Raw genomic sequence first — 25,940 nt, forward strand, 5'->3', positions numbered from 1 at the left:
CCTAACTGCCCCTCCGCCCCTCCAACTCCGCCTTCAACACCACCGAGGCCACCCGCTCCTCGCCCATCGGCACGCCCTCATCCTCCATCCCCGCGAATCGACCCCATGCCGGGGATGAGCCGCAGCGGGCAGGCGAGATGTAAGCCGCCGGCGATCCCGACCCGCTATCACATGCGCTTCTTCGCGCAGGTATTGGGCGCGGGGTCGTTGTCGGCACCCTTTTCCGGCGCTATGCTTGCCTCTCGTTCTTCTGCCTTCGGGCGGGAATGGGAACGTCAAATCTGATTGATATCATCGTGCGCAAGACATGCGCGCGCATATGTCCGGCCCTGTTCGCTTCGGGCCAATGGCGGGCAGCCGCGTGAGGAAGGAACGACGATGACAGGCGCATCGAAGGACGCGAGCGCGCCCGGCAGCGGCCCGGCGCTGGACCGGACATTGCGGATTGGCCGCGGCGCCTTTCTGGGTTTTCTGATGAAGCGGCTCGGCAACCGGGCGGATGCCGAGGATGTGCTGCAGGAATTCTGCATCCGCGTTCTGGCCCGCAAGGACCAGTTGCGCGATGCCGAGCGGATGGACGCCTGGCTCTATGCGGTGCTGCGATCGGCGCTGAACGACCATTATCGCAAGGCGGGCCGCAGGCGGCGCCTCAGCGATGCCGTCGCGCTGGAGATGAAATCCGCCGAACAGGCCGAGGAACCGGCCGAGGATATGGCGGTGATCTGCAGATGCGTCAACGGGCTGGTCGGCGAACTGCGTCCCTCGGATGCCGATCTGATCCGGCGCATCGATATAGACGAGGACGATCGCGCGACGGTGGCCGCGGATCTGGGGCTGCGGCCCGGCACGCTGAATGTCCGCCTGCACCGTGCCCGCGCGGCATTGGGCGAGGCCCTGCTGGCCCATTGCGGGCCATGCTGCCGCCATGGTTTCGAGGATTGCTCCTGCCCCCCGGCAGGTTGCGAACACCCGGTCGAGGGCACCGATTGCGTGAACCGCCCGTCGCACTGATCGCGATCATGTAACCTTTCCCCTGGCCGGGCGTCTTTCTGTCGATGCGCGCTGGCGCATGGGCAAGAGGGGGCCTTTCATGACACGTTCGACCCTGGTGCAACCGGGCGGAGCCTTCACGGCGACCGATGCGATCCCCGAGATCGCGAACCTTCTGGCAAGCGTCTATTGCGCCTGCGAGCAGGAGTTGCGCCACCATGTCGCCACCCTGGCTTGCGAGCTGTTTCGTCGGGTCGATATCGACGGCGAGAGCCTGGCCGCCGCGGCCCGGGCGCTGGATCTGGAAGCCCGCGACGCCGAGGCGATCCTGGCCATCATCCGCCGCGATCTTGCCGCTGCCGTTGCGGGATGCCTCTGTACCGGCCGCGATGGGTGATCGTGTGGCCGCAACCGGCGCCGAAGCTTTCGGCGGCGGGCCCGTGGCGTTTCAGGTCCGAGGTGAAACGCGTCAATCCTCGCCGCGATAGGGCTGGACATATTGCAGCGCCATGTCCCAGGGAAAGAAGATCCAGGTGTCCTGACTGACCTCGGTGACATAGGTCTGCACCATCGGCCGGCCCTTGGGCTTGGCATAGACGGTGGCGAAATGGGCCTTGGGATACATGCTGCGGACATGCTCCAGGGTGCGTCCGGAATCGACCAGATCGTCGACCACCAGAATGCCGTCTCCGTCCTGCATGACCGAAGGATCGGGGGCCTTGAGCACCTCGACCGCGCCCTGTTCCTGCCCGCCCTTGCCGCGATAGGACTTGACCGAGATCGTGTCGATGGTGCGGACGTCCAGTTCGCGGGCGACGATCATGGCCGGGACCAGCCCGCCCCGGGTGATGGCCAGGATAGCGCGCCATTGCCTGTCCTCGAGCCGCCAGGCCAGGGCACGGGAATCGCGGTGGATCTGATCCCAGCTGATGTGGAAACCCTTTTCATGCGGCAGGCGATCGTTCATTCGTGGCTGGCTCCTTTGGCTGTGTCTCAGTGCTTGAGGATCAACAGCAGGCCAAGCGCGGCCATGGCCAGCGCCGCCGCCCGGTCGATCCAGAACTTCGCGGCAAAATAGCGCGCGCGCATGGTCGCTGTCGACATCAGAACGGCGACCGTGGAATACCAGAATATCTCGGTCGCGACGCAGATGGCATAGATCAGGCCCTGCCGCGACAATCCCATCGGTTCGGGAAAGACCGACAGGATCAGCGCGGCATAGAACAGCGCGGGCTTGGGGTTGGACAGGTTCAGAACGATGCCGCCGGCAAAGCCCTTGGCCCCGCCCGCCGCCTGCGGCAGCGGCTGCGTCGAGGCCGCCCAGAGCCGCCACGCGAACCACAGCAGGTAGAACCCGCCGAAAATCTTGAAGCCGACATAAAGCGCGGGGTTCAGCTGGAACAGAACGGCCAGCCCCATCAGGGCAAAGATGCACCACAGCGATGCCCCGACCGCCAGCCCCAGGGCATAGGGCAGGGCGCGTTCCCGGCCATGCGCGAAGGCCGTCTGCACCGTGGCGATGATCGACGGGCCCGGCGTCAGGATCGCCAGCGACAGCGCCGAGATCAGCGCGATGAGCTGTTCGGCGCCCACGGTCGGGGGTTATTCCTTTTTCGTTGTCGCGATATCGGGGGCGTCGACGGCCTTCATGCCGACGATGTGATAGCCCGAATCGACGTGATGGGTTTCGCCGGTCACGCCCGATCCCAGATCCGACAGAAGATAAAGCGCGGATTTGCCGACCTCTTCCTGGCTGACATTGCGGCGCAGTGGGGAGTTCAGCTCGTTCCATTTCAGGATATAGCGGAAATCGCCGATGCCCGATGCCGCCAGCGTCTTGATCGGCCCGGCCGAGATCGCGTTGACGCGGATGCCGTCCTTGCCCAGATCCTCGGCCAGATAGCGCACGCTGGCCTCGAGCGCGGCCTTGGCCACGCCCATGACGTTGTAATGCGGCATCACGCGCTCGGCCCCGTAATAGGTCAGCGTCAGGATCGAGCCGCCCCGGGACATCATCGCCGCCGCGCGGCGGGCGACGGCGGTGAATGAATAGACCGAGATATCCATCGTCATGAGAAAATTCTCGCGCGTGGTGTCGGCATAGCGGCCGCGCAACTGCTCCTTGTCGGAAAAGCCGATGGCGTGGACGATGAAATCCATGCTGTCCCAACGCGTCGCGATGGTCTGGAACAGCGCGTCGATCGAGGACTCATCGGCAACGTCGCATTCGGCCAGGAAATCCGACCCGACCTGCGCGGCCAGCGGCTCGACGCGGCGCTTCAGCGCCTCGCCCTGATAGGAAAAGGCCAGCTCGGCGCCCTGATCCGCCAGCGCCCTTGCAATTCCCCAGGCAATCGACTTGTCATTGGCCAGCCCCATGATCAGGCCGCGCCGACCTTTCATCAGCCCCATACCGGCGTTACTTGACATGATGCTGCCCCTTGCGCTTCTTCGCTTTGCAGCAGGATTAGGACAACTGTAGGGAGGCATCAAGTGTCGGTGACGGTTTGGGCATGAACGAGCGCAGCGGAATCTTTGCCGGCGGCGACCCTTTCGACATCGTGCGCGCCTGGCTGGACGAAGCCGGCGCGACCGAGCCGAACGATCCCAATGCCATGGCGCTGGCGACCGTCGATGCCGATGGCCTGCCCGATGTCCGCATGGTACTGCTGAAGGAGGTCGAGGGCCGGGGCGAGGACGGGGCTTTCGTTTTCTACACGAATTTCGAAAGCGCCAAGGGGGTCGAGATCGAGGCGACGGGGGTGGCGGCCTTTGTCATGCACTGGAAATCCCTGCGTCGCCAGATCCGTGTGCGCGGCCATGTCAGCCGGGTCGAGGATGCGCAGGCAGATGAATATTATCGCTCGCGCCCGCTGCAATCGCGGATCGGCGCCTGGGCCTCGCGCCAGAGCCGGCCGCTGGAAAGCCGGGCGGCGCTGATGGCCGAGGTGGCGCGGCAGGGAATCAATCTCGGGTTGAACCCCGCGCGGCCGCCGCATTGGGGCGGCTATCGCGTCAAGCCGGTCCAGATCGAATTCTGGGCCGATGGTGCCTTTCGATTGCACGACCGATTTCGTTGGTTGAAACGCGATTATTTGATTAAAAACAGGGCAATGCCCGTACATCAGCCGGATTCCGCCGAAGGTTTGTGGATTGTCGAGCGTCTTAGCCCTTGATGCGGGTAATCTATTTATTCATGGTAAGGAAAACCTGACCCCTCTCGTGTGGCCTTCGTTCAGTTGAAAGCGTGGGACGACGGGTGCGGTGCGCGGGTGTTTTTGGTTTTAGACAGGGCGACAGGAAGAGATGCAAGAAAACGACGAGCAGCAGCGCAAGGTCGCGGGCGTCGTAAAATGGTTCGATGGTAGCAAGGGCTTCGGTTTCCTGACCGATCCCGATGGTGGAGCCGATATTCTGCTGCACGCCAACGTGTTACGTAACTTCGGCCAGAGCTCGGTTGCCGAGGGGTCGCACGTAACTGCCATTGTCCAGCAGACGCCGCGGGGAATGCAGGCGGTCGAGGTGCTTTCGATCGAGCCGCCGGCAAGCGAGCCGATGCCGGCCATCGCCGATCTGTGTTCGGCGACTCCCGCAGAGGTGGCATTGCTGCCGCTTCTGCCGGCGCGGGTCAAATGGTTCGACAAGGCCAAGGGCTTCGGTTTCGCCAATGTCTTTGGGGAAAAGGCCGATGTGTTCCTGCATATCGAGGTTCTGCGCCATTCCGGCTTCGCGGATCTGGCCGTTGGCGAAGCCATCGCGCTGCGCGTGGTGGATGGGCGCAGGGGCAAGATGGCGGCGCAGATCCTCTCCTGGGAAAGGGCGATGATCGAGTCGCGCACGGTCCAGTCGGGGGGAGCGGCCGCGCTCGCTAAACTGCGGCTGGTCGCGGGCGCGGTATGAAATTCAGGGCCGCAGCAGCCGTCGCGCTGGCTTCGGCTCTTGTCGCGAATTCCTCGGCCCTTGCGGCCGCTTGCCAGGACAATCTCGCCCAGTTTACAGGGCGAGATCGACTGGTCGAAATCACGGTGGAAATCGCCGATGACGTGTCCGAGCGGGCGCGGGGCCTGATGTTCCGGCGCGAATTGCCGGCCGGGCAGGGGATGCTGTTCATCTATGACGAGCCGCAGCCCGTCAGTTTCTGGATGCGCAACACGCTGATTCCGCTGGACATGATCTTTATCGATGCGCGGGGCGAGGTGCGCCGCGTCCATCCCATGGCGCAACCTCTGGACGAGACGCCGATTCCCGGCGCCACCGGCGATGACCCGGCGCCTGACCGTCTGATGGTGCTGGAAATTGCCGGCGGCGAGGCCGCGCGTCTGGGGATCGAGCCGGGCATGGTCCTGTCCCATCCGCGCCTGCCGCAGGACACGGCGCTTGCCCCCTGCCAATGAGGCGCGGTTTTCGCGAGCGCGCCAGATTCCCCTTTCCCCTTGCCGCGACAGCCGCTAGACAGCCCGAAGTTCGGGGCGTAGCGCAGCCTGGTAGCGCGACGGTTTTGGGTACCGTAGGTCGGAGGTTCGAATCCTCTCGCCCCGACCAGCACCTGGGTGTCGATCATCAGGGCATTTGCCTTATCGGGGCACGATTTTCCCTTTGGGTGCTGGGCGCTGCATCGATTATCCAGCGCCCCTAGGCGTGCCTGATGTCCAGCTTGAGATCGTGCTCAGGAACGGGAGGCGGCTCCTTGTCCCCTCGTCGGTGGACCTGGACGTTTTGGCGCGGCTGCTTCCGACGCTGGAGGGCCGATGATCGTCTTCCCGACGGGGGTTGCGTGTGGAGCGCAGGCGGGGTCACCGACATGCGGCGCGGCATGAACACCCTGCGCCGACGGTGCAGCAGGGGCTCGGGCGCGATCCCCATGCCGGCGAGATCTTCTGCTTCCGCGGGCGCAAGGGTACCTGGTAAAATTGCTCTGGCACGACGGGGTTGGCATGTCGCTCTACACCAAGCGCCTCGAGGCCGGAAAGTTCATCGGGCCGATGAGCGCTCGCGTGATGGGTCTCGGCCATGTCGGATGCCGCTTCCGAGATCGCGGCAGCGCGGCTGATGAAAGCCACGACCGTTGCGGAGTTCCAGCGCCGCCGCCCGGCGCGCAAGCTGTTCCCGGAGCATTTGCCGCGCAGACGTGGGGTGATCGCGGCGCCCACGACCTGTTCCTGCTGCCGCTCGGATGGCATCGTGAAGATGGGCAAAGAGTGGGCCATCGCGTCGCCATGCGTTCGAGACCGATGGCGAATACCGAGACGCTCGATGTCATCCCGCGACAATGGAAGGTGATCCAGACCCTCCGCGAGAAGTTCGGCCAGCATCAAGCTTTGAACCGTCAGGCCGAGCGCTATGTCAAGGAAGGCGTCGAGATCAGCCTCTCGACGCTGGCTGACCAGGTCGGGGCCAGCGCCGCTGCGCTTGAGCCGATCCATGCGCTGATCCGGGCCATGTTCTCGGGGCCGAGCGCCTGAAAGGCGATGACACGACGGTGCCGCTGCTGGCGAAGGGCGGCACGCAAACCGCGCGGCTCTGGACCTGAAGCACCCCGCCGAAAACCTGAATCGCTGGGGTTCCCATCTGACTGAGTTTGTGATTCATCCTGTTTGGAAGGATGGATCATCTCAGCATCTTTGCCACCAGCGCTTCGGGCGCGGTTTCAGAAGTATCTTGAACAAGGGTTAAGCAGACGCGCGACTGAGTTGCGCCTGAAGCTCTCGCCCGCGACGGGAGCGCGTTGGGCGCTGGCGATCCGGCGGACTGGCATAGCCCCTCAGAGCCGTCCCAAAGGCAAGGGCAAGCTCGACCCGTACCGGTCCTGTTTCGCGGGGATCATCGCGAAGGGCGACGACATCACACCGCCGCCAAGGCGATGCGAGATGCCGGGTGCTGGTTTCTGTTCTTGCCGCCACGCAGCCCCGATCTCAACCCTATCGAAATGGCATTCTCAAAGCTCAAGGCCCACTTCCGGCAGATCGGTACGCGCGCGTTCATCGGCATATCCGACGCCATCGCGGAAGTCTGCGATCTCTACTCATCCCAGGAATTCTGGAACTACCTCAAAACTGCAGGATATGTCGCAAGTCAGATCGTGCCGTCACTGACTTGATTCAGGATTCCCACATAACTTGATCCGAGATTCGCTGTTTCCGAGGCAGATATGGGGACGCCAGATGCGCAAGCCACATCCTGTGGAACTGCGCAAACGGGTCGCGGCGTTCGTTGACGAGGGCAATTCGCACCGGGAGGCGGCGCGGCATTTCCGGCTCTCGCCGCGCTTTGTGAACGACATGATCAAGTTGCGACGCGAGACGGGTGGTCTCGATGCCAAGTGACGGGGCTTGCTGATCCGCCGGTCCATGCAAGAAATCCGCCGCATCGCCGACCGCATGGCACAGCGGCATCCATCCCAGCTCAAATCATCGCATGGTCGCTCTGGAAAAGGCCGGGTGAAAGACTGCGGTGACCGGCTGGCCGGCGACAAGCTGTTCGGTGTCTTTTCCTTTATGCCGCGTGAAGGGCGTTATATCTTTTGTTTCGATGCCGGACAGGGCAGATTCGGTGCATGGGCGGACTGGACGCGCGGTGAAGGGGTGCTGCGGCTGCAGACCTCGATGGCTGGACCGGCAGGCCTGCTGGCCGCGACGCGCCACGCCGTTTAGCCGGTCTGCGCGCGCGAACCGGGCGGTCAGGTCTTTCTCGGGCACTGTCAGGTGCCGCACCAGGCCGCCCAGCTTGCGCCCGGCGCGTCGGAGGCCACGACGAGGAGGAATGGCGATGTTCGAGCGGCGTCTCAGATCAGAGTTTCTGCGCAGCCTTGACGGCTTGCGCTTCGGCAAGCTCGACCTGACCATGCCCGACGGCGTGACCCGCGTGTTCGCGGGCGACCGCCCCGGCCCGGAAGCGGAGCTGATCATCCGCGACTGGCGCATGGTGCCCGCGCTGGCCGCCAGGGGCGATATCGGCCTGACCGAGGCCTATCGTGACGGCTGGTGCGACTCGCCCGATCTGGCCGCGTTGCTGACGCTGGGATTGATGAACGAAGAGGTGCTGGACCGCTATATTTATGGCAAGCCGATGCAGGCCCTGGCCATGCGGCTGCTGTATCTGCTGAACCGCAACACGCGGGCCGGATCGCGACGCAATATCTCGGCCCATTACGATCTGGGCAATGACTTCTACCAGCTGTGGCTGGACGAGACGATGACCTATTCCTCGGCGCTGTTCGGCGGGCCGGCGGCAACCGGCATGGACGATCTGGCGGCGGCGCAGCGGTGCAAATACGACCGGATCATCGACGGTCTGGCGGGCAGGTCTGGGCGGCTGCTTGAAATCGGCTGCGGCTGGGGCGGCTTTGCCGAACGCGCCCTGCAGCGCGGCGATTTCGCGCCCAGAGGGCTGACGCTGTCGCGCGAGCAGGCGACCTATGCGCGCGCGCGGCTGGGGCAGGGTGCCGAAATCGCGCTGCAGGATTACCGCGACGAGGAAAGCCAGTTCGATCACATCGTGTCCATCGAGATGTTCGAGGCGGTGGGAGAGAAGTTCTGGCCGGATTATTTCGGCAAGCTGGCCGGGGCACTGACCCGCAACGGCCGCGCGATGATCCAGACCATCACCGTCGCCGACCGGTATTTCGACCGTTACCGCAGGGGCGGCGACATGATTCGCACCTTCATCTTTCCGGGTGGAATGCTGCCCTCGCCCGCGCGATTCCGCGCCGGGGCGGAGCGCGCCGGTCTGCGGGTCGAGGACGCCTTTGGCTTTGGCCGCGACTATGCCCGCACTCTGGCGCAATGGCTCGACAGGTTCGATGCGCGCCGGGCCGAGGTGCGGGCCCTGGGGTTCGATGACGCCTTCATCCGCGTCTGGCGTTTTTATCTAGCGGCCTGCATCGCCTCGTTCTCGGTGGCGCGGACGGATGTGGTACAGTATCGGCTGGCCCATGCCTGACGCCGCCCCGGGCCGCCGCGATCGGCCGGGCTGAGAAGGGTTTGCCTTTCCGCAGCCTTCGGCGGGTTGCCGGCCTGCATCCATGCGGCGGCTTTCCACGCGGTTGCGCGTGATGACGATAGCCCTTCTCGGTTGTTCTTCCTGATTGCATGCCGGTGTGCGGCGGGCTGAATGGGCTGCTGGTCACCACCCGCAAAGGATCGCGCCCCAAGGGATGGAGTCTGCCGCCGGGTGGTGACAGTTGGCATCGAATCAGATGTCTAACAGGTGTTGTTGCTTGGCTGTTGTGTTCGAAAATATCATAAAAACAGAATCTTGCCGAAACATTCTCGGTCCTCGAAAGATGTTTCCATACAAACAATAATCTCTGCCGTGACTCTGACAAAGACCATCTGGATCGCATTGCAATCAGCGTGCGCATCATGAAGACTTACCGCGTCGGGCAGATTGTCCCGAGTTCCAATGTCACCATGGAAACCGAGCTTCCGGCGCTGCTGCGCGCGCGCGAAATGGTCGCACTCGAACGCTTTACATTCCACTCGTCACGGATGCGCATGAAGCATCTGCCCAAGGAAGAACTTGCGGCGATGGATGCCGACAGCGACAGCTGCGCACTGGAAATGTCGGATGCCGATGTCGATGTCATCGTGCTGTCCGCCTGCCTGCAGATGCCGTCCCTGCCTGCCGTTTCGACGGTCGAGGCGCAGACCGGCAAGCCGGTCTGACCGCGGCCATCGCCACCGCCGGGGCGATGCTCAGGGCGCTGGACCTGGCGACCAGGGTGCCCGGCGGCGGGCCGCTCTCGGGAGCCTAATGATCGCGCGACCTGGCAGTTCGACGAGAAGGAGGACGATAAATGAGCCTGGGCTACAATATCCGTGCCAGCGGCATTCGGCAGCACCTGATCCGCCGGGACGAGCCCGGGGACCGCGCCTATCCGGCGAAATGGCCGTGGTACGGCGACATCATCGTGACGGCCGCGCGGGATGCTCGGTCGAGGGCATGCGCGCCTATTGCCCCAGCGGGAGCGATGAGCAACTGGCCCTGCGCGCCGAATGGCTGCATACCTGCAACTGGGGCGCGATCCGTCAGGCATTCGACGGCTTCCACACCGACGATATCCACCAGGACATTCCCAAGATCGAAAAGCCCGCGCAGGCTGTCCAGCGCCGGTGGTGCGAGTGTGACCGCGGTCGAGCCGCCGGAGCAGCTGGCGCGGATGCTGCCGACGCAGGAAATCAAGGAAAAGGTCACGATCGCGGGCGCGATGCTCGGGGAGGTCGAGATGATGCGTCTCGAACCGCTCGACCGTGCCGAGGTGCCAAAATTGCGCGAGGTGATGATCTTGGGCTGGCCCTATCTTATCCCGCTGATTGGGCTGAGCGTGATGCTGGTGCTGCATTATTCGCCGACGCTTGTCGCCGTCGCGGCCTCGTGTAGATCGTGGCCTTCTTCTGCCCCGGGACCCGCCTCAAGCTGATCGCCACCATCTAGGTGCTGGGCGAAACGGCGATCCGCATGATCGGGGTCGCCGGCAGCCCTGGGTTTCGGTCGGGGACGCTCTGCAGGTCGTCGCCGTGATCGTCGGATGTATCGCCATCGCCGCGGGCGCCGAAGCGGCCCGCTGGGTCACCAGGCTCCGGGGCTGGACCTGTATCGCGGCGGGGCTGTACCTGCTTCTGCCATGGACCGAAACCTAGATCCTGGGCTAGTAGCCTTTGCCCTGATCAAGCTGCGCCGGCAGCGCGACGGGCCGGCTGCCTCGTGAGGCTGCCGTTGCCAACCTGTCCAACTCGCTTTCAGATAGCCAGAAAGGAACACCATGCTGATCGATATGCGTAAAGTGGAGCAACTCATCGAACTTTGGTTTGACGAGGACTCCAACTATTTCGACCTGACCACTAAAATCATGGTGGACGACGACGCGGTGGCCACCTTCGGGATGAACGCCCGCGAGGATATCGTTCTGTCCGGCCTGCCCATGGTCGAACTGATCTTCAAGAAGCTCGATCCGGGCTGCACCTTCGAGGCGCTGTTCAAGGATGGCGACAGGGTCCCCGCCGGCACCACCTTCGCCAATGTCAGCGGTAATGCCCAGGCTCTGCTGACCGCAGAGCGCGTGGCGCTGAACCTGATACAGCGGATGAGCGGCATCGCCGGCCTGACCGCCGAATACGTCAAGGAGATCGATGGCACCGGCGCCTTCCTGGTCGATACCCGCAAGACCACCCCCGGCCTGCGCATGCTGGAGAAATACGCCGTGTTCTGCGGCGGCGGCCGCAACCACCGGCTTGGCCTCGACAATGGCATCATGCTCAAGGACAACCATATTGCGGTCGCCGGTTCGATCGCGGCCGCCGTCGCGCGCGCCAAGGCGAATGCGCCGATCCTGACCAAGATCGAGGTCGAATGCGACCGGATCGAGCAGGTCAAGGAAGCGCTGGAGGCCGGCGCCGACGTCATCATGCTGGACAACATGACCAATGACGCCATGCGCGAATGCGTGAAATGGGTGGCCGGCCGGGTGCCGCTGGAATGCTCGGGCGGGGTTCGCCTGGAGACGATCCGCGGCAAGGCCGAAACCGGCGTCGATTTCGTCTCGGTCGGGCGCATCACCCAGTCCGCGGCCTGCGTCGATATCGGTCTGGACGACATCTGACCGCCTGGCCTCGACAACGACAGATCCGGAGCTTGTCATGTCATTCAAGGGAACCCTCTTTCTGGTCGTCGGCCCCAGCGGGGTCGGCAAGGACACATGGCTAGACGGGGTCAGGGAATTTTTTTGGACGGTATGAGTTCTAACGGTTCTGTCAACGCTACATCACCCGCGATCCCGAGGCGAGTGGCGAGGACTACCTGCCCGTCAGCGAAGAGGTCTTTGGCCAGATGCTGGCGCGCGGCGAGTTTTTCCATCACTGGCAGGCGCATGGTCTGCGCCATGGCCTGCCGCGCGACCTGCGCGACGATCTGGGGCGCGGCATCAACGTGATCGTTAACGGCTCACGGCGCGAACCGGGCCAGATCGCCGGGCTGTGGCAGGATACCTGCGTTCTGCCGCCAGAACACTGATCGACCGGGAAAAGCTGCGCACAAGGCCAGCAGGATCCGGTTCATCGTGTCCATTTCCGGGTTGCTCATGCCACCGGCCTGGGCTGCCGGAGCTTGCGTCGCATGAACGGCTGGCTTCAGGCCGAGCAGGATGCCGGTCGCATAAGCGATGTGGTGTGGGTTGCCGATACCACCGCGGGACGAGTAGGTGACATGAACTGGCTGGGCACGGACAACCTCGAGTCCGATCAGGGCGGCGAATATGTGGCATACCAGCAGCAGAAGCGCGGGTCGAAGCTTGTGTCTGTGCCCGTCCAGGATCTTCTCCGAGCCGAACTGGCGCATCACGATCTGAGCGCGCGAGACACCTTCCTCGTCAACGAATACGGCCGCCCGTTCGCATTGCCTGCCGCGATGGGCAATAAAGTCCGGGATTGGATCATCGAAGCCGGCCTGTGCGTCGAGGATCCCAGGACGAAGGTGAAGAAGGCGACTCGATCGCAGCACGGCATTCGGAAGTCCGTCGCGGTCGCGATGGCGTCGAACGACGCGACGGTCATCGAGATCATGGCTCTTCTCGGACACAGCGAGATGAAGACCACGCAGGTCTATGTCGAGCAAGTCAACCGCCGGAAGCTGGCCGCGTCTGGGCGCATCAAGATGAGCAACATGGATCACGGCCTCGGCGGCGCGGTCCATAATCCCGAAAAAATACAGGAAAATCAATATAAAATTGGGGTAAGTGGCAGCCCGTAGGGGAATCGAACCCCTCTTTCCAGGTTGAAAACCTGGCGTCCTAACCGATAGACGAACGGGCCACTTTGGACCGCTGCGATCTTGCGCCTCGCAGCGTGGAGCGGTGTTTAGGCCAGCTATCCAAAGGCTGCAAGCGGAAAAATCACCTCGTGACGAAGTTTTTCCGCCGCGCAGGACGGGGCGATTACCGCGCGGGCGCGGCGTCGTCCAGACGCAGGCGCACCCGTTCGCGCCCGCCCCATTGGGACAGCTCCAGCTTGCCGGCCAGATGAAAGCGCCGGCCCTTGGCGCCCAGAAGCGCGGGTCCCAGCGGGCCGGCCATGGCGCCCCAGGCGACGGCCTCGACCGTGGCGCTTCCGGGGCTGCGGAAACGCAGGCGCAGATGACTGTCGCCCATGGTTCCGGCGCTCTCGATCAACTGATCGGCAAAGGCGAATCGCGGGGCAGGGGCCGCCTGACCGAAGGGGCCGGCGCGCTCGAGCATCTGCATCAGTTCGACCGTCGCGCCCGCCGGATCCATCAGCCCCGAGATGCGCAGCTCGCCCGCGCCGGTCCGCGCGGCCATCTCGCGCGCCAGCAGTTCGGACAGGCGGGCCATGGCGGCGGGGATGCGCGCTTCCTCGACGGTCAGGCCGGCGGCCATGGCGTGGCCGCCGCCTTTCAGCAGCAGCCCCTCGGCGGCGAGGCGCTGGATGGCGCGGCCCAGATCGACGCCGGGGACCGAACGGGCCGAACCCTTGCCGATGCCGCGCTCGACCCCGATCACGACCGAGGGCAGGCCGGTCGCCTCTTTCACCCGCGCGGCGACGATGCCGACGACGCCGGGATGCCAGCCATCGCCGGCGGCCCAGGCCACCAGCGAGGACTCGCGCGCCTCGACCTGGGCCAGGGCTTCTTCGCGGACGGCGGCCTCGATGGCGCGGCGGTCGCGGTTAAGCTCGTCCAGCTCGGCGGCATATTTCGCGGCCCTGGCGGGGTCGGTGCAGGACAGGCATTGCGCGCCCAGATCGGCCCGGCCCACGCGGCCGCCGGCATTGATGCGCGGCCCGAGCAGAAAGCCCAGATGAAAGGCGTTGGGCGCCGAATCGAGCCGCGCCACGTCCGAAAGCGCCACCAGGCCGGGCCTTTCGCGCCGGGCCATGATGACCAGACCCTGCCGCACAAAGGCGCGGTTGACGCCGGTCAGCGGCGCGACATCCGCCACCGTCGCCAGCGCCACAAGATCCAGAAGCCCGATCAGGTCGGGCTGTGGCTCGCCCGATTCGCGCAACAGCCGGTTGCATTGCACCAGTGTCAGAAACACCACCCCCGCGGCGCACAGATGACCAAGCGCGCCATCCTCATCGGCGCGGTTGGGGTTCACCACCGCCAGCGCCGGGGGCAGGGTCTCGCCCCCCTGATGGTGGTCCAGCACGATCACGTCGCGCGGTGCGGCAGCGGCTAGCGCGCCATGGCTGAGCGTGCCGCAATCGACGCAGACGATCAGATCGTGATCGCGCGCCAGCGCCGCGATGGCGGGGGCGTTGGGGCCATAGCCTTCGTCGATGCGGTCGGGAATGTATAATGTCGCGTCGCGCCCCTGCTGACGCAGCCAGTCCAGCAGCAAGGCCGCCGAGGCGCCGCCATCGACATCGTAATCGGCGAATATGGCGATTCGCTGACCGGCCCGTGTCGCCGCGACGATGCGCGCGGCGGCCGCACCCATGTCGCGCAGGCTCAGCGGATCGGGCAGCAGGTCGCGCAGCCTGGGTTCAAGATAGGCGGCGGCCTCATGCGCGGGCACGCCACGGGCGGCAAGCACACGGGCGACGGGCAGGGGCAGGCGGCTGTCCTGCGCCAGCGCCTCGGCTGCGCGTTCCAGCGCCGGTTCGGGGCCGCGCCACAGGCGTCCGGTCAGGGATGAGGATACGTCGAGAAAGGCGGTCATGAGGCTTATTCCCGCATGACCGCCCGCGGATCAAGCCCGGCGAGGCTTACCTGATCGGATTGCGGTAGATCATCCGCCGCACCGAGCCGGTCTTGGAGCGCATCAGGATGGTCTCGGTCTGCAGGTAATGCGGCTCGCGCTTGACGCCGGCCACGATCGAGCCGTTTGTCACGCCGGTCGCGGCAAAGATCACATCGGCGGTGACCAGCTCGTCGCGGGAATAGATGCGGTCCAGATCGGAGATGCCGGCCTTGGCCGCGCGGCCCCTTTCGTCATCGTTGCGAAACAGCAGCCGGCCCCACATCTGCCCGCCCATGCATTTCAGCGCGCTGGCCGCCAGCACGCCCTCGGGCGCGCCGCCCGAACCCATATACATGTCGATGCCGGTCAGCTCGGCCTCGGCACAGTGGATCACGCCGGCCACATCGCCATCGGTGATCAGCCGGATCGCCGCCCCGGTCGAGCGGATCTCGGCCACCAGATCCTCGTGCCGGGGGCGTTCCAGAACGCAGACGGTGATATCGCTGTCCTTGCAGCCGCGCGCCCTGGCCAGCGCCCGCACACGCTCGGACGGCGACATGTCCAGACTGACCACATCGACGGGATAGCCCGGCCCGATCGCCAGCTTGTCCATGTAGACGTCGGGCGCGTGCAGGAGCGTGCCGCGCGGCGCCATGGCGATCACGGTCAGCGCGTTGGGCATGTCCTTGGCGGTCAGCGTGGTGCCCTCCAGCGGGTCCAGCGCGATATCCACCTCGGGGCCGTCGCCGCTGCCGACCTCTTCGCCGATATAGAGCATCGGCGCCTCGTCCCGCTCGCCCTCGCCGATGACGACGACGCCCCTGATGTCCAGCAGGTTCAGCTGCTCGCGCATGGCGTTGACGGCGGCCTGATCGGCGGCCTTTTCGTCGCCGCGGCCGATCAGCCGGGCCGAGGCATGGGCGGCGGCTTCGCTCACGCGTGCGAGGCCCAGAGACAGCATCCGGTCGTTGAAATCCTTGGGCGAACTCATCGTCAACATCCTTCGTGTTTTCCGCTTTCCCGGTTTCTACGCGGGGCGGGTCGCACCGGCAAGCCTGACGGCGCTAACGCCTCAGTTCTCGGAAAGCTCCAGCGCCAGCGCGTGGATGCGCGGGACGATATCGCCAAGCGCGCGATGCACCAGCCGGTGCCGGGCGACATGGTTCAGGCCCGAAAACCGCGCGCTGGCAATGCGGATGCGAAAATGTGTCTGACCGCCCTCGCGCCAGCCGCCATGCCCCCGATGGCTTTCACTTTCATCAAGAATTTCCAGCCGCGAAGGCTCAAGCTCCGCCAATCTTTCGCGCATCTCGTCGGCAATCATCCGCATCCCCCCTTTCATGTCTCGGGAAATAGCCTAAACTGCCTGTCCCGTTCAGGACAAGGCAGGCAGATGAGCAACAGCGACCCGTTCGGATTCGATATTTCCGCAGCCTCGGACAAGAAACGCCGGTCCAAGGGCCGACGCGGCATGTCCGGCGCCTTCGAGACCTCGACGCGCCGCTGCGACAAGGAGGGCTGCGATGCGCCGGGCCAGTACCGCGCGCCGAAGAATCCGCGCAACCTCGACGACTATTACTGGTTCTGCAAGGATCACGTGCGCGAATACAATGCCAACTGGAACTATTTCCAGGGCCAGTCCGAGGCGGAGTTCCAGGAATTTCTGGACAATGCCACGGTGTGGGAGCGGCCGACCAAACCCTTTGGCCGGACCACCAAGGAACAGAAATGGGCCCGCCACGGCATCGACGACCCGCTGGAAATCCTGGGCGCGAACGGCACGAATCCCGAATTGCGCAACCGCGCTGCCCGGAAACTGCCACCGACGGAACGCAAGGCGCTTGAGATACTTGAGGCCAGGGACCACTGGACGCGCTCCGAAATCCGCAAGCAATACAAGTCGCTGGTCAAGGATCTTCACCCGGACATGAATGGCGGCGACCGCTCGGACGAGGATCGCCTGCAGGAAGTCGTCTGGGCCTGGGATCAGATCAAGGACAGCCGCAGCTTCAAGGACTGACCGCGGCGGGGTTCCGCGCCCCGGACCCCAGCTATGCAGAAAGGGCCGCGGGCAGTGCCGCCCCGGCCCTTCTCTTTCATGTCAAATATCCTGGGGGAGCGCGGAACGCGCGGGGGCAAAGCCCCCATCGCCCGCGCCGCGATTACAGCTCGCGCCTGAGCGCTTCGACCAGATCCGTCCGTTCCCAGGAAAAGCCGCCATCCGCCTCTGGGGCGCGACCGAAATGCCCGTAGGCCGCCGTGCGGCGATAGATCGGCCGACGAAGATCGAGATGGTCGCGAATGCCGCGCGGCGTCAGATCCATCACCCGCGCGATCGCGTTTTCGATCTCGGCCTCGGGAACCTCGCCGGTGCCGAACGTGTCCGCATAGATCGACAGGGGCTTGGCCACGCCGATCGCATAGCTCAGCTGGATCAGGCAGCGCCGCGCCAGACCGGCCGCCACCACGTTCTTGGCCAGATAGCGCGCGGCATAGGCCGCCGAGCGGTCCACCTTGGTCGGATCCTTGCCCGAGAACGCGCCGCCGCCATGCGCCGCGGCTCCGCCATAGGTATCCACGATGATCTTGCGCCCGGTCAGCCCGGCATCGCCGTCAGGACCGCCAATGACAAAGGTGCCGGTCGGGTTCACCCACCATTCGGTATTCTCGGTCAGCCAGCCCTCGGGCAGGACCTCGCGGATATAGGGTTCGACAATGGCGCGGATATCGTCCGAGCTTTGCCCCTCGTCATGGTGCTGATGCGAGATGACGAGGCTGGTGACCTCGACCGGGCGGCCGTCCTCATAGCGCAGGCTGAGCTGCGATTTCGCGTCCGGCCCCAATGTCGGCTCGGCGCCGGATTTGCGGGCCTCGGCCAGGCGGCGCAGGATGGCATGCGCATACTGGATCGGCGCGGGCATCAGTTCCGGCGTCTCGTCCACGGCATAGCCGAACATGATGCCCTGATCGCCGGCGCCGTCGCGGTCGACGCCCTGGCTGATATGGCAGGATTGCTCATGCAGGTAATTGTGGACATGGCAGGTGTTCCAGTGGAACTTCTCCTGCTCGTAGCCGATGTCGCGGATGGTATTGCGCGCGATCTCGCTGATCCGGCCCATGTACTCGGCCAGCCTGTCCTGGTCGCTCAGGCCGATCTCGCCGCCAATGATGACCGTGCCGGTGGTGGCGAAGGTTTCGCAGGCGACGCGCGCCGCCGGGTCCTCGGTCAGCAATGCGTCCAGCACCGCGTCCGAGATCTGGTCGCATAGTTTATCCGGGTGCCCCTCGGAAACCGATTCCGAGGTGAACACGTAGTTCTGTCTGTTCATGGGGCGTGCTCCGTTCATACCAGGCCGTCACGCCAGGAAGCCGTTGTGACGGTATGCCCGCGATAGATTAAGGCCTCGGGACAGTCAACCTGCGATATCGCCACAGCAGGCCAAGCGCGGCGAGCGTCAGCAGCAGCACCGGCCAGTCGCCCCAACGCGACCAGAGCGTCGGGGGCAGCGCGCCGGGAAGGCGCGCGTCGATCCGCCCGGTCCGGTTCAGCTCCAGCGTCGCGTGCAATTCGCCCCGCGCGCCGATCACCGCCGAGACGCCGGTATTCGCCGCCCGCATCAGCGGCAGCCCGCTTTCGATCGCCCGCAGCCGCGCCTGCGCCAGATGCTGATAGGGCCCCGAAAGATTGCCGAACCAGGCGTCATTGGTCACCTGCAGCAGCCAGCCCGGCCGGTCCGCGCCGGTGATCAGATGGCGCGAAAAGATCGCCTCGTAGCAGATGAGCGGCTGCACCGGCGGCAGGCCGGGAAAGCGCAGCACGGCAGGGGCGGCGCCCGGCGAATAGCCGTAGCCCTGCTGCGCGGCAAAGGCGCGGATTCCGAACTGCGCCAGCACATCGCCCCAGGGCGTGTATTCGCCGAACGGAACCAGATGGAACTTGTCATAGACCGGACCGATGCCCTCGGCCGAGAAACTGCTCAGGCTGTTGAAATAACGCGCGCCCTCGGACCGCTGGATGCCCAGGATGACCGGCGCGCCGGCATAGGCGGCAATGTCGCGGGGCGCGGTGCCGGACTGGTCGAGCAGGAAATTGACCGCCGTTTCGGGCCAGATGACGACATCGGGCGCGGCGCGGTCCGCATCACGCTCGGCCGACAGGTCGAGCAGCCGGCGAAAGAACACCTCGGACCAGTAGGGGTCCCATTTCAGCGCCTGTTTGGCATTGGGCTGGACGAGCCGCAGCTTGATCGGCGTATCGTCGGGCAGCGGGCGGGCAAGGCGCGCCATGCCGGCGCTCCAGGCCATGGCGACGACAAGGGCCGCGAGGATCGCCCCGGGCAGGGCGCCGCGCCACCGCCCGGCCGGGCCGCGCCAGCAGGCCAGCGGCAGGGCGGCGGCCAGCATGGTCAGCGCCGACAGCCCCAACGCGCCCAGATGGGCCGCCAGCTGGCTCGCGGGCGTGTCCGTCCAGATATGCCCGGCCAGCGCCCAGGGAAGGCCGGTGAAGATCCAGCCGCGCAGCCAGTCCGACAGGATCATCAGCGCGGCGAATGCAAGGCCCTGGCGCGGAAAGCCGGGCAGCAGACGTGCCGCGAGCCATGCCGGCAGGGTCCAGAACAGCGCCCCGCCCGCCGCCATCAGCGCGAGGGCAAAGGGCGCCATCCAGCCATAGATCTCGGGCTGGACCAGGAACGGCTCGACGATCCATGACATGGCCAGCGCGAAATGCCCGAGGCCGGCGGCGAATGCCGACCATGCCGCCTGCGCCGGCGAGACGGCGCGGGCGATCTGCCAGCACAGGACGGCCAGGGCGGGCAGGGCCAGGAACCACAGATCCCAGGGCGCCTGTCCGAGCGCCGCGAATGCGCCAAGCCCCGCGCATCCCAGCAGGATCAGCCATGAGGGGCGGCGCGCCCGCCCTGAGCTGCCAAGCATCGGGGCGGCGGCGTCCATGGGTCAGCCTTCGGTCGCGGAACCGCCGCCATCGGCGGTATCGGCGGCCGGCTGCGCCGCGCTTTCGTCGGGCGCGGATTGTTCGCCGGAATCGGGTTTTGCTGCCGCCTTGGCGCGAGGCTTGCGCGGGGCGCGCGGCTTGGCCGGCTTGCGCGCGGCCTTGGGCTTGTCGCCGGTTTCGGATGCCGCATCGTCAGCCACTTCGGGCGCGGCCTCGGCCGGAATTTCGGCATCGGCGGCGCTTGTCTCTTCGGGCTTGGGCTTGGCCACGCGCGGCTTGCGTTTGCGCACCGGCTTTTCCTTGGGCGCTTCGGCCTGTTCGGCGGCGGGCGCGGGGGCGGATTCGGTCGCGGCTTCGGCGGCGGGCGCCTGAGCTTCGGCAGGCGCGTCGGCTTCGGGCTGTGCTTCGGGCTTTTCGTCCTGCCGGGCCTCGGGCGCCGGCGCCGGGGCTTCGCTGGCCTGCACGGGCTTTTCGGCCCTGGCGGCGTTCTCGGCCTTGTCGGTCGTGCTCGGGCCGGAGTCGGTTTCTGCATCGCCTACGGCGGCGGGATTGATCGCCGGCCGGAAACTGCGGGTCATGAATTCCGGTACGTGATCGCCCATGCCCAGGATCGGGTGGCGGTCGCCCCTGCGATCCTCGCGCCGATCCTCGCGCCGGTCGTTGCGATGGTCGCGGTGGCGCCGATCCTGCGTTTCGGCGCGCGGCTCGGGCGCGGCCTCCTCGCGCGGCGCGGGCTGGCGGTCCTGCTCGTCCTCGTGGCGGCGGCCGCCACGGCGGCCGGTACGGTCGCGGCGGGGGGTGTCGCGCTGCGCGCGTGCCGGGGCCTGCGCGGCGGCCGACAGCGTGAAGCCTTCGGGCTGCGCGGCGCGGGGCAGGGTCTGCTTGACCAGTGCCTCGATGGCGGTCAGGTATTTCTCGTCAGCCGGGGTTCCGATCGAGATCGCGGTGCCCTGACGTCCGGCGCGGCCGGTGCGGCCGATGCGGTGGACGTAATCCTCGGCATGCGAGGGCAGGTCGAAGTTGAAGACATGGCTGACCGCCGGGATGTCCAGCCCGCGCGCCGCCACGTCCGAGGCCACCAGAAAGCGCAGCTTGCCTTCGCGGAAGTCGTCCAGCGTCGCCATGCGATGGCGCTGGTCCAGATCGCCATGGATCGGAGCGGCATCGAATTCATGCGCCTTGAGCGATTTGGCGACGATATCGACTTCGGTCTTGCGGTTGCAGAAGATGATCGCGTTCTTCAGCCCCTCGCCTTCGGCACGGATCAGCGCGCGCAGCAATTCGCGCTTTTGCTTGGCGCTCTGGTCGCGCCGGGTGGGCGCGATCTCGACCAGTTTCTGGGTGATCGTCTCGCTGGTGGTGGCCTGGCGGGCGACCTCGATGCGTTCGGGGCTGTGCAGGAAAGTGTCGGTGATGCGCTCGATCTCCGGCGCCATGGTGGCGCTGAAGAACAGCGTCTGGCGGGTAAAGGGCGTCAGCTGGAAGATCCGCTCGATATCCGGGATGAAGCCCATGTCGAGCATCCGGTCGGCCTCGTCCACGACCATGATCTGGACGCCGGTCAGCAACAGCTTGCCGCGTTCGAAATGATCCAGCAGCCGGCCCGGCGTGGCGATCAGCACATCGACGCCGCGGTCGATCAGCTTGTCCTGTTCGCCGAAGCTGACGCCGCCAATCAGCAGCGCCTTGGTCAGACGGGTGTTCTTTGCATAGGTGTCGAAGTTCTCCGCCACCTGCGCCGCCAGTTCGCGGGTCGGACACAGCACCAGCGAGCGCGGCATGCGGGCGCGGGCGCGGCCGCGACCCAGGAGCGTGATCATCGGCAGCGTGAAGCTGGCGGTCTTGCCGGTGCCGGTCTGGGCGATGCCCAGCACGTCGCGGCCTTCCAGCGCCGGCGGGATGGCCCCGGCCTGAATCGGCGTGGGGGCTTCGTAGCCCGCATCGGCAATGGCCTTCAGGACCTTGGGGTCAAGTTTGAGATCGGAAAATTTCGTCATTCGGGGCTTTCGTATCAATGCGCGGGTTCCCCCCGCGCAGTTCTTGCGTCCATCGCCGCCCTGCCTGATGCCCGACATATGCCGGAAGCCGGGTATTGCGGCGGGTCGGGACGCAATTTCCGCACGCCCCTCGCCTTGTCTGCCGGATGCAGACATGGGCGGACTAACTGAAAACCCGCTCTGCGTCAATCAGATGCGGGTTTTCATTGACGCGGGACCTGTTTGCGGGAACGTCTGGGCGCGCGGCGCCGTTATGCCGCAGCATCGGAAACATATATGCGGGGCAATATGGCAGCGGAAACAGCGGGGCTGAGCCCCATGGAGGCCTTTGCCATAATCGGGATCGCCGGGGTCGGTGCGCAGTGGCTGGCCTGGCGTTTTCGCCTGCCGGCGATCGTTCTGATGCTGGCCGCGGGGCTGATCCTCGGGCCGGTCACCGGCATCTTCCTGCCCGAGCGCGATATCGGCGATCTGCTGCAGCCGATGATCGCGCTGGCCGTCGCGGTGATCCTGTTCGAGGGCGGCCTGACCCTGAACCTGCACCAGTTGGCCGATGCGCGCAGCGCGGTCCGGCGGCTGGTCTATCTGGGGGCACCGCTGGGCTGGCTGCTTTCGGCGCTGGCGCTGAACCTGATCGCCGGGCTGGAATGGCAGGCCTCGATCGTCTTTGGCGGCATCATGATCGTGACCGGGCCGACGGTGATCGCGCCGCTTCTGCGGCAGGCGCGGCTGCGCACGCGCCCCGCCCAGGTCCTGCAATGGGAGGCGATCGTCAACGACGCGCTTGGCGCGCTGGCGGCGGTGATCGCGCTGCTGGTCGTGCTGACGCGCAAGCAGGATCTGGGCGAGGTCCAGGCGATCTGGGAACTGCTTCGCGGCATCGGCTTCGCCACCCTTCTGGGGGTTGCGGCGGGCTATGGCGTCGCGGCTGCCTTTCGCCGCAATCTGGTGCCCGAATACATGAAGGTGCCGCTGCTGTTCGTCACCGTCATCGCGGTATTCGCCGGTGCCGACATGGTGCTGCATGAAAGCGGGCTGCTGGCGGTCACGGTCATGGGCCTTTTGATCGCCAATGCCGATCTGCCCAGCTATTCCGAGATCTACCGTTTCAAGGAAAGCGCCACCATCCTGCTGGTCTCGGGCGTGTTCATCCTGCTGGCGGCGGGGGTGAAATTCCAGGATCTGGGCGCGCTCGACTGGCGCGCGGTGGCCTTTATCGTGGCGGTGGTGCTGCTGGTGCGGCCGCTGACCGTGATGATCTCGCTGATCGGCACCGATCTGCCCTGGCGCGAAAAGCTGCTGATCGCGCTGACCGGGCCGCGCGGCGTGGTGCTGGTCGCGGTCTCGGGCGTGTTCGGCGAAAGGCTGGTGGCCGAGGGCATCCCGGACGGCGCGCTGCTGACGCCGCTGGCCTTCGTGCTGGTGGTGGCGACGGTGGTGCTGCACGGCTTTACCCTGGCGCCGCTGGCGCGGGCCCTGGGGCTGACCTCGGGCGACCGTCCGGGGCTGCTTATCGTCGGCGGCTCGCTTTTCGCCACAGGGCTGGCCAAGGCGCTGGAAAAGGCCGATGTGAACGTGCTGATCACCGACCCCAATCGCGGCCATCTTCAGACCGCGCGCAGCGCCGGCGTGCCGCATTTCTACGGCGATATCCTGTCCGAGGCGGCCGAGAACAGCGTCGAGTTCCTGGCCTATCACGCGATCCTCGTCGCGTCGGACAACGATGCCTACAACACGCTGGTCGCCACCGACCTGGCCCCCGAATTCGGGCGCGAGGCGATCTGGCAACTGGCCCGCCACAAGGAGGACCGGCCCCGCCATGCCCTGCCCAGCCAGCTGGGCGGCCGGACGGTGAACGGCAACCGCACGCTGGCGCAATATCTGGACCTCCTGGCCGAGGGCTGGATCTTCCGCGCCACCCGCCTGACCGAGGAATATACGCTGGACGACTGGCGCCAATCCCGGCCCGAGGTCATTCCACTGGCCGTGGTGGACCGTGGCAAGCTGCAATTCGTCGGCGATCCCGACCGCATGGAGGGCCGCGCCGACATGCATATCATCAGCCTGATCCCGCCCGAGACCGCCGAGCGCATCCGCCAGGAAAGCGAAGCCGCGCAGCAAGCCCGCGAAGTCGCCAAGGCCGAGGCCCGGGCCGTCAAGCGCGGCGAGGGTTCGGGCGCAGTCGAACATCCCGGAGAGGAGGATGCCGCCGCCAGCGATGACGCCGGCCGCGCCGTCGCCCGCGAGGGGCTGGAGGATGGCGCGACGGCCGGAACAGGAAAGGGCAAGCCCAAGGCTGATGCCGCTGCCAAGGGCAAGTCCGCTGCCAAGGGCAAGACCGGGGGCAAGGCAAAACCCCGGGGCAAGGCCAAGGACGGCAAGACCGGCTAGGTCCGGGCGCGGCCGGGCGGTCTGTTTCCTTGCGCCGCCGCGCGGCCATGGTTGACGTCCCCACATGGCAGGGTCTATCCCCCGGGCGATCTTCAGGATGGATGCCATGAACCTCTTTTCGGATATCCGCGCGCTGGTGACGGACGCGCTGGCGCAGATGGAACAGGCGGGCGAACTGCCCGCCGGACTCGACACCGCGAATGTCACGGTCGAGCCGCCGCGAGACCCGGCCCATGGCGATATGGCGACCAATGCGGCGATGGTGCTGGCCAAGCCCGCCGGCCGGAAACCCCGCGAGATTGCCGAGACGCTGGCCGCGCGGCTGGCCGCCGATCCGCGTATCACCGCGGCCGAGGTGGCGGGGCCGGGCTTTCTGAACCTGCGCCTTGCGCCCGCCGAATGGCAGGGCGTGATCCGTGCGGCCTTGCTGGCGGGGGCGGATTACGGCCGCTCGACCATGGGCAACGGCACGAAAATCAACGTCGAATTCGTCAGCGCCAACCCGACCGGGCCGATGCATGTCGGCCATACGCGCGGCGCGGTCTTCGGCGATGCGCTGGCGGCGCTGCTGGATTTCGCGGGCCATGAGGTCACGCGCGAATATTACATCAACGATGGCGGCGCGCAGGTCGATGTGCTGGCGCGCTCGGCCTATGAACGCTATCGCGAGGCGAACGGGCTCGAGCCGCAGATCGCCGAGGGGCTTTATCCCGGCGATTACCTGATCCCGGTCGGGCAGGCGCTCAAGGAAAAATACGGCGACAGCCTGATCGACCGGCCCGAAGAGGAATGGCTGGCCGAGATCCGCGTCTTTGCCACCGATGCGATGATGGCGATGATCCGCGACGATCTGGCGCTGCTGGGTGTCCGGATGGACGTGTTCTCCAGCGAAAAGGCGCTTTACGGCACCGGCCGGATCGAGGCCGCGATCGAACGCCTGCGCGCCGCCGGCCTGATCTATCGCGGCACGCTCGAGCCGCCCAAGGGCAAGCTGCCCGAGGATTGGGAGGCGCGCGAGCAACTCCTGTTCAAATCCACCGCCTTTGGCGACGATCAGGACCGGCCGATCCAGAAATCCGATGGCAGCTGGACCTATTTCGCCCCCGATATCGCCTATCACTGGGACAAGATCGAACGCGGTTTCGACCAGCTGATCGACGTGCTGGGCGCCGATCACGGCGGCTATGTCAAGCGCCTGCAGGCGGTCGTCAAGGCACTGTCCAACGGCCGCGTGCCGCTGGATGCCAAGCTGATCCAGCTGGTCAGGCTGTTCAGGAATGGCGAGCCCTTCAAGATGTCCAAGCGGGCAGGGACCTTCGTCACCCTGCGCGATGTGGTCGAACAGGCGGGCGCCGATGTGACCCGCTTTCATATGCTGACCCGCAAGAACGATGCGGCGCTGGATTTCGATTTCGCGCGTGTGCTGGAACAGTCCAAGGACAACCCGGTCTGGTATGTGCAATATGCCAGCGCGCGGGTGAATTCGGTCCTGGGCAAGGCGGCCGGGCAGGGCGTCGAGACCTCGGACGCGGCGTTGGCGGCGGCCGATCTGGCGCGTCTGGACCATCCGGCCGAGCTGGATCTGGCCCGGAAAGTTGCAGAATGGCCACGCATCGTCGAAATCTCCGCCCGCGCGCACGAGCCGCACCGGATCGCGTTTTTCCTTTACGATATCGCCTCGGACCTGCATTCGCTGTGGAACCGCGGCAATGACGAGCCCGCCCTGCGCTTTGTCCAGGAGGGCGAGGCTGCCACGACGGCCGCGAAAATCGCACTGGTTCGCGCGGTCGGCGTTGTCATTTCGGCCGGTCTTGGTATCCTTGGCGTGACTCCGGCCAGAGAAATGCGCTGAACAAGGCGTGCCTGCCGGGGCGAGCAGATAAACGAGCAGCGCTGGAACAACCGGCAGGCAGGCAGG

At 65.9% G+C, this 25,940-nt stretch carries 26 protein-coding genes, 2 tRNA genes, 3 pseudogenes and 1 riboswitch; of the genes and pseudogenes, 21 read left to right on the forward strand and 10 right to left on the reverse strand.

Translation table 11 applies throughout. The features are described from left to right. Positions 1–378: 378 nt before the first annotated feature. Positions 379–1,011, forward strand: a complete 633-nt coding sequence (locus tag IT41_RS07540) for an RNA polymerase sigma factor (RefSeq protein ID WP_036740064.1) — start codon at positions 379–381, stop codon at positions 1,009–1,011. Positions 1,012–1,090: 79 nt separating this feature from the next. Further along, positions 1,091–1,387 (forward strand): hypothetical protein, encoded by a 297-nt coding sequence (locus IT41_RS07545; RefSeq protein WP_036740065.1) that lies wholly within the window; start codon positions 1,091–1,093, stop codon positions 1,385–1,387. Between the two features lie 72 nt (positions 1,388–1,459). On the opposite strand, the gene gpt is transcribed toward IT41_RS07545, so the two are convergent. From gpt to fabI, 3 genes are read right to left on the reverse strand one after another with little or no spacing between them, the layout of a single operon-like run. After that, positions 1,460–1,957: a xanthine phosphoribosyltransferase gene (gene gpt, locus IT41_RS07550; RefSeq protein WP_036740066.1), complete on the reverse strand. Its 498-nt coding sequence runs from the start codon at positions 1,955–1,957 to the stop codon at positions 1,460–1,462. A gap of 26 nt (positions 1,958–1,983) precedes the next feature. Beyond that, the gene (locus IT41_RS07555) at positions 1,984–2,583 is read right to left on the reverse strand and encodes a LysE family translocator (RefSeq protein ID WP_036740067.1); all 600 of its coding nucleotides are present in this window, start codon (positions 2,581–2,583) and stop codon (positions 1,984–1,986) included. A 9-nt stretch (positions 2,584–2,592) separates the two neighbouring features. Beyond that, positions 2,593–3,420 (reverse strand): enoyl-ACP reductase FabI, encoded by an 828-nt coding sequence (gene fabI / locus IT41_RS07560; RefSeq protein ID WP_036740068.1) that lies wholly within the window; start codon positions 3,418–3,420, stop codon positions 2,593–2,595. Between the two features lie 83 nt (positions 3,421–3,503). Here fabI and pdxH point away from each other — a divergent pair, with 83 nt between their 5' ends. From pdxH to IT41_RS19865, 16 genes and pseudogenes are all read left to right on the forward strand, one after another. Beyond that, positions 3,504–4,166 carry a pyridoxamine 5'-phosphate oxidase gene (pdxH, locus tag IT41_RS07565; RefSeq protein WP_036740069.1) on the forward strand — a complete coding sequence of 221 codons (663 nt, stop codon included), beginning with the start codon at positions 3,504–3,506 and terminating at the stop codon, positions 4,164–4,166. A gap of 130 nt (positions 4,167–4,296) precedes the next feature. Next, the gene (locus IT41_RS07570) at positions 4,297–4,890 is read left to right on the forward strand and encodes a cold-shock protein (RefSeq protein ID WP_036740070.1); all 594 of its coding nucleotides are present in this window, start codon (positions 4,297–4,299) and stop codon (positions 4,888–4,890) included. Beyond that, positions 4,887–5,384: a DUF192 domain-containing protein gene (locus IT41_RS07575; RefSeq protein WP_036740071.1), complete on the forward strand. Its 498-nt coding sequence runs from the start codon at positions 4,887–4,889 to the stop codon at positions 5,382–5,384. The genes IT41_RS07570 and IT41_RS07575 overlap by 4 nt, the downstream gene beginning before the upstream one ends. Positions 5,385–5,455: 71 nt before the next feature. Next, a tRNA-Pro gene (locus IT41_RS07580) sits at positions 5,456–5,532 on the forward strand. 368 nt (positions 5,533–5,900) lie between these two features. Continuing rightward, a pseudogene (locus tag IT41_RS21960) lies at positions 5,901–5,969 on the forward strand (IS66 family insertion sequence element accessory protein TnpB); the annotation flags it as partial. Between the two features lie 49 nt (positions 5,970–6,018). Beyond that, positions 6,019–6,517 (forward strand): annotated as a pseudogene (locus IT41_RS19840) (IS66 family transposase); the annotation flags it as partial. Positions 6,518–6,715: 198 nt separating this feature from the next. After that, positions 6,716–7,087, forward strand: a complete 372-nt coding sequence (locus tag IT41_RS21855; RefSeq protein ID WP_036740074.1) for a transposase — start codon at positions 6,716–6,718, stop codon at positions 7,085–7,087. A gap of 64 nt (positions 7,088–7,151) precedes the next feature. Then, entirely contained in the window at positions 7,152–7,313 is a 162-nt protein-coding gene (locus tag IT41_RS19855) for a helix-turn-helix domain-containing protein (protein WP_036740202.1), read from the forward strand. 24 nt (positions 7,314–7,337) lie between these two features. Continuing rightward, positions 7,338–7,640 (forward strand): hypothetical protein, encoded by a 303-nt coding sequence (locus IT41_RS07605; RefSeq protein WP_074947991.1) that lies wholly within the window; start codon positions 7,338–7,340, stop codon positions 7,638–7,640. Between the two features lie 115 nt (positions 7,641–7,755). Further along, on the forward strand, positions 7,756–8,928 hold the full coding sequence (locus IT41_RS07610; protein ID WP_036740203.1) for an SAM-dependent methyltransferase: 1,173 nt from the start codon (positions 7,756–7,758) through the stop codon (positions 8,926–8,928). Positions 8,929–9,350: 422 nt separating this feature from the next. Then, positions 9,351–9,742: pseudogene (locus IT41_RS07615) on the forward strand (hypothetical protein). 42 nt (positions 9,743–9,784) lie between these two features. After that, positions 9,785–10,408, forward strand: coding sequence for a hypothetical protein (locus IT41_RS20650; protein WP_139221581.1), 624 nt, complete (start codon positions 9,785–9,787; stop codon positions 10,406–10,408). A gap of 97 nt (positions 10,409–10,505) precedes the next feature. Beyond that, on the forward strand, positions 10,506–10,628 hold the full coding sequence (locus IT41_RS21860) for a hypothetical protein (RefSeq protein WP_269429302.1): 123 nt from the start codon (positions 10,506–10,508) through the stop codon (positions 10,626–10,628). A gap of 122 nt (positions 10,629–10,750) precedes the next feature. Next, a complete protein-coding gene (nadC, locus tag IT41_RS07625; protein WP_036740078.1) occupies positions 10,751–11,587 on the forward strand; it encodes a carboxylating nicotinate-nucleotide diphosphorylase in 837 nt (278 codons plus the stop codon). Between the two features lie 227 nt (positions 11,588–11,814). Beyond that, positions 11,815–11,997 (forward strand): nucleoside/nucleotide kinase family protein, encoded by a 183-nt coding sequence (locus tag IT41_RS19860; RefSeq protein ID WP_074947992.1) that lies wholly within the window; start codon positions 11,815–11,817, stop codon positions 11,995–11,997. Between the two features lie 102 nt (positions 11,998–12,099). After that, positions 12,100–12,732, forward strand: coding sequence for a tyrosine-type recombinase/integrase (locus tag IT41_RS19865; RefSeq protein WP_074947993.1), 633 nt, complete (start codon positions 12,100–12,102; stop codon positions 12,730–12,732). Here IT41_RS19865 and IT41_RS07635 read toward each other — a convergent pair. The 4 genes from IT41_RS07635 to IT41_RS07650 all read right to left on the reverse strand — a co-directional run bounded on the left by IT41_RS07635 (position 12,720) and on the right by IT41_RS07650 (position 16,004). Continuing rightward, positions 12,720–12,794: transfer RNA gene (locus IT41_RS07635), tRNA-Glu, on the reverse strand. The genes IT41_RS19865 and IT41_RS07635 overlap by 13 nt on opposite strands. A gap of 122 nt (positions 12,795–12,916) precedes the next feature. Next, positions 12,917–14,659, reverse strand: a complete 1,743-nt coding sequence (gene recJ / locus IT41_RS07640) for a single-stranded-DNA-specific exonuclease RecJ (protein ID WP_036740080.1) — start codon at positions 14,657–14,659, stop codon at positions 12,917–12,919. 46 nt (positions 14,660–14,705) lie between these two features. Beyond that, on the reverse strand, positions 14,706–15,671 hold the full coding sequence (gene glpX / locus IT41_RS07645) for a class II fructose-bisphosphatase (RefSeq protein ID WP_036740081.1): 966 nt from the start codon (positions 15,669–15,671) through the stop codon (positions 14,706–14,708). A gap of 81 nt (positions 15,672–15,752) precedes the next feature. Continuing rightward, positions 15,753–16,004: a BolA family protein gene (locus tag IT41_RS07650; protein ID WP_036740205.1), complete on the reverse strand. Its 252-nt coding sequence runs from the start codon at positions 16,002–16,004 to the stop codon at positions 15,753–15,755. Between the two features lie 69 nt (positions 16,005–16,073). Here IT41_RS07650 and IT41_RS07655 point away from each other — a divergent pair, with 69 nt between their 5' ends. Continuing rightward, positions 16,074–16,700 (forward strand): J domain-containing protein, encoded by a 627-nt coding sequence (locus tag IT41_RS07655; RefSeq protein WP_036740082.1) that lies wholly within the window; start codon positions 16,074–16,076, stop codon positions 16,698–16,700. A gap of 142 nt (positions 16,701–16,842) precedes the next feature. On the opposite strand, the gene metK is transcribed toward IT41_RS07655, so the two are convergent. From metK to IT41_RS07670, 3 genes are all read right to left on the reverse strand, one after another. Further along, the gene (gene metK / locus IT41_RS07660; protein ID WP_036740083.1) at positions 16,843–18,009 is read right to left on the reverse strand and encodes a methionine adenosyltransferase; all 1,167 of its coding nucleotides are present in this window, start codon (positions 18,007–18,009) and stop codon (positions 16,843–16,845) included. A 6-nt stretch (positions 18,010–18,015) separates the two neighbouring features. Beyond that, positions 18,016–18,064, reverse strand: a riboswitch (SAM-SAH riboswitch). A gap of 12 nt (positions 18,065–18,076) precedes the next feature. Next, positions 18,077–19,633: an apolipoprotein N-acyltransferase gene (gene lnt / locus IT41_RS07665; protein ID WP_231564713.1), complete on the reverse strand. Its 1,557-nt coding sequence runs from the start codon at positions 19,631–19,633 to the stop codon at positions 18,077–18,079. 3 nt (positions 19,634–19,636) lie between these two features. After that, positions 19,637–21,631 (reverse strand): DEAD/DEAH box helicase, encoded by a 1,995-nt coding sequence (locus IT41_RS07670; protein ID WP_036740084.1) that lies wholly within the window; start codon positions 21,629–21,631, stop codon positions 19,637–19,639. A gap of 288 nt (positions 21,632–21,919) precedes the next feature. Between IT41_RS07670 and IT41_RS07675 the strand changes: the two genes are divergently transcribed. Together IT41_RS07675 and argS are read left to right on the forward strand one after the other, a co-directional pair. Then, positions 21,920–24,022, forward strand: a complete 2,103-nt coding sequence (locus IT41_RS07675) for a sodium:proton antiporter (RefSeq protein WP_081967500.1) — start codon at positions 21,920–21,922, stop codon at positions 24,020–24,022. A gap of 106 nt (positions 24,023–24,128) precedes the next feature. Beyond that, on the forward strand, positions 24,129–25,874 hold the full coding sequence (gene argS, locus IT41_RS07680) for an arginine--tRNA ligase (protein ID WP_036740209.1): 1,746 nt from the start codon (positions 24,129–24,131) through the stop codon (positions 25,872–25,874). The last annotated feature ends 66 nt before the right edge of the window (positions 25,875–25,940 follow it).

The organism is Paracoccus halophilus, from assembly GCF_000763905.1.
GTDB classification, from domain to species: Bacteria; Pseudomonadota; Alphaproteobacteria; order Rhodobacterales; family Rhodobacteraceae; genus Paracoccus; species Paracoccus halophilus.

Bases quoted from the DNA above. Each gene is read 5' to 3' on its own strand.
- IT41_RS07540 (WP_036740064.1), top strand. From the start codon at position 379: ATGACAGGCGCATCGAAGGACGCGAGCGCGCCCGGCAGCGGCCCGGCG.
- IT41_RS07545 (WP_036740065.1), top strand. From the start codon at position 1,091: ATGACACGTTCGACCCTGGTGCAACCGGGCGGAGCCTTCACGGCGACC.
- gpt (WP_036740066.1), bottom strand. From the start codon at position 1,957: ATGAACGATCGCCTGCCGCATGAAAAGGGTTTCCACATCAGCTGGGAT.
- fabI (WP_036740068.1), bottom strand. From the start codon at position 3,420: ATGTCAAGTAACGCCGGTATGGGGCTGATGAAAGGTCGGCGCGGCCTG.
- pdxH (WP_036740069.1), top strand. From the start codon at position 3,504: ATGAACGAGCGCAGCGGAATCTTTGCCGGCGGCGACCCTTTCGACATC.
- IT41_RS07570 (WP_036740070.1), top strand. From the start codon at position 4,297: ATGCAAGAAAACGACGAGCAGCAGCGCAAGGTCGCGGGCGTCGTAAAA.
- IT41_RS07575 (WP_036740071.1), top strand. From the start codon at position 4,887: ATGAAATTCAGGGCCGCAGCAGCCGTCGCGCTGGCTTCGGCTCTTGTC.
- IT41_RS19855 (WP_036740202.1), top strand. From the start codon at position 7,152: ATGCGCAAGCCACATCCTGTGGAACTGCGCAAACGGGTCGCGGCGTTC.
- IT41_RS07605 (WP_074947991.1), top strand. From the start codon at position 7,338: ATGCAAGAAATCCGCCGCATCGCCGACCGCATGGCACAGCGGCATCCA.
- IT41_RS07610 (WP_036740203.1), top strand. From the start codon at position 7,756: ATGTTCGAGCGGCGTCTCAGATCAGAGTTTCTGCGCAGCCTTGACGGC.
- IT41_RS20650 (WP_139221581.1), top strand. From the start codon at position 9,785: ATGAGCCTGGGCTACAATATCCGTGCCAGCGGCATTCGGCAGCACCTG.
- nadC (WP_036740078.1), top strand. From the start codon at position 10,751: ATGCTGATCGATATGCGTAAAGTGGAGCAACTCATCGAACTTTGGTTT.
- IT41_RS19860 (WP_074947992.1), top strand. From the start codon at position 11,815: ATGCTGGCGCGCGGCGAGTTTTTCCATCACTGGCAGGCGCATGGTCTG.
- IT41_RS19865 (WP_074947993.1), top strand. From the start codon at position 12,100: ATGAACGGCTGGCTTCAGGCCGAGCAGGATGCCGGTCGCATAAGCGAT.
- recJ (WP_036740080.1), bottom strand. From the start codon at position 14,659: ATGACCGCCTTTCTCGACGTATCCTCATCCCTGACCGGACGCCTGTGG.
- glpX (WP_036740081.1), bottom strand. From the start codon at position 15,671: ATGAGTTCGCCCAAGGATTTCAACGACCGGATGCTGTCTCTGGGCCTC.
- IT41_RS07650 (WP_036740205.1), bottom strand. From the start codon at position 16,004: ATGATTGCCGACGAGATGCGCGAAAGATTGGCGGAGCTTGAGCCTTCG.
- IT41_RS07655 (WP_036740082.1), top strand. From the start codon at position 16,074: ATGAGCAACAGCGACCCGTTCGGATTCGATATTTCCGCAGCCTCGGAC.
- metK (WP_036740083.1), bottom strand. From the start codon at position 18,009: ATGAACAGACAGAACTACGTGTTCACCTCGGAATCGGTTTCCGAGGGG.
- lnt (WP_231564713.1), bottom strand. From the start codon at position 19,633: ATGGACGCCGCCGCCCCGATGCTTGGCAGCTCAGGGCGGGCGCGCCGC.
- IT41_RS07670 (WP_036740084.1), bottom strand. From the start codon at position 21,631: ATGACGAAATTTTCCGATCTCAAACTTGACCCCAAGGTCCTGAAGGCC.
- IT41_RS07675 (WP_081967500.1), top strand. From the start codon at position 21,920: ATGGCAGCGGAAACAGCGGGGCTGAGCCCCATGGAGGCCTTTGCCATA.
- argS (WP_036740209.1), top strand. From the start codon at position 24,129: ATGAACCTCTTTTCGGATATCCGCGCGCTGGTGACGGACGCGCTGGCG.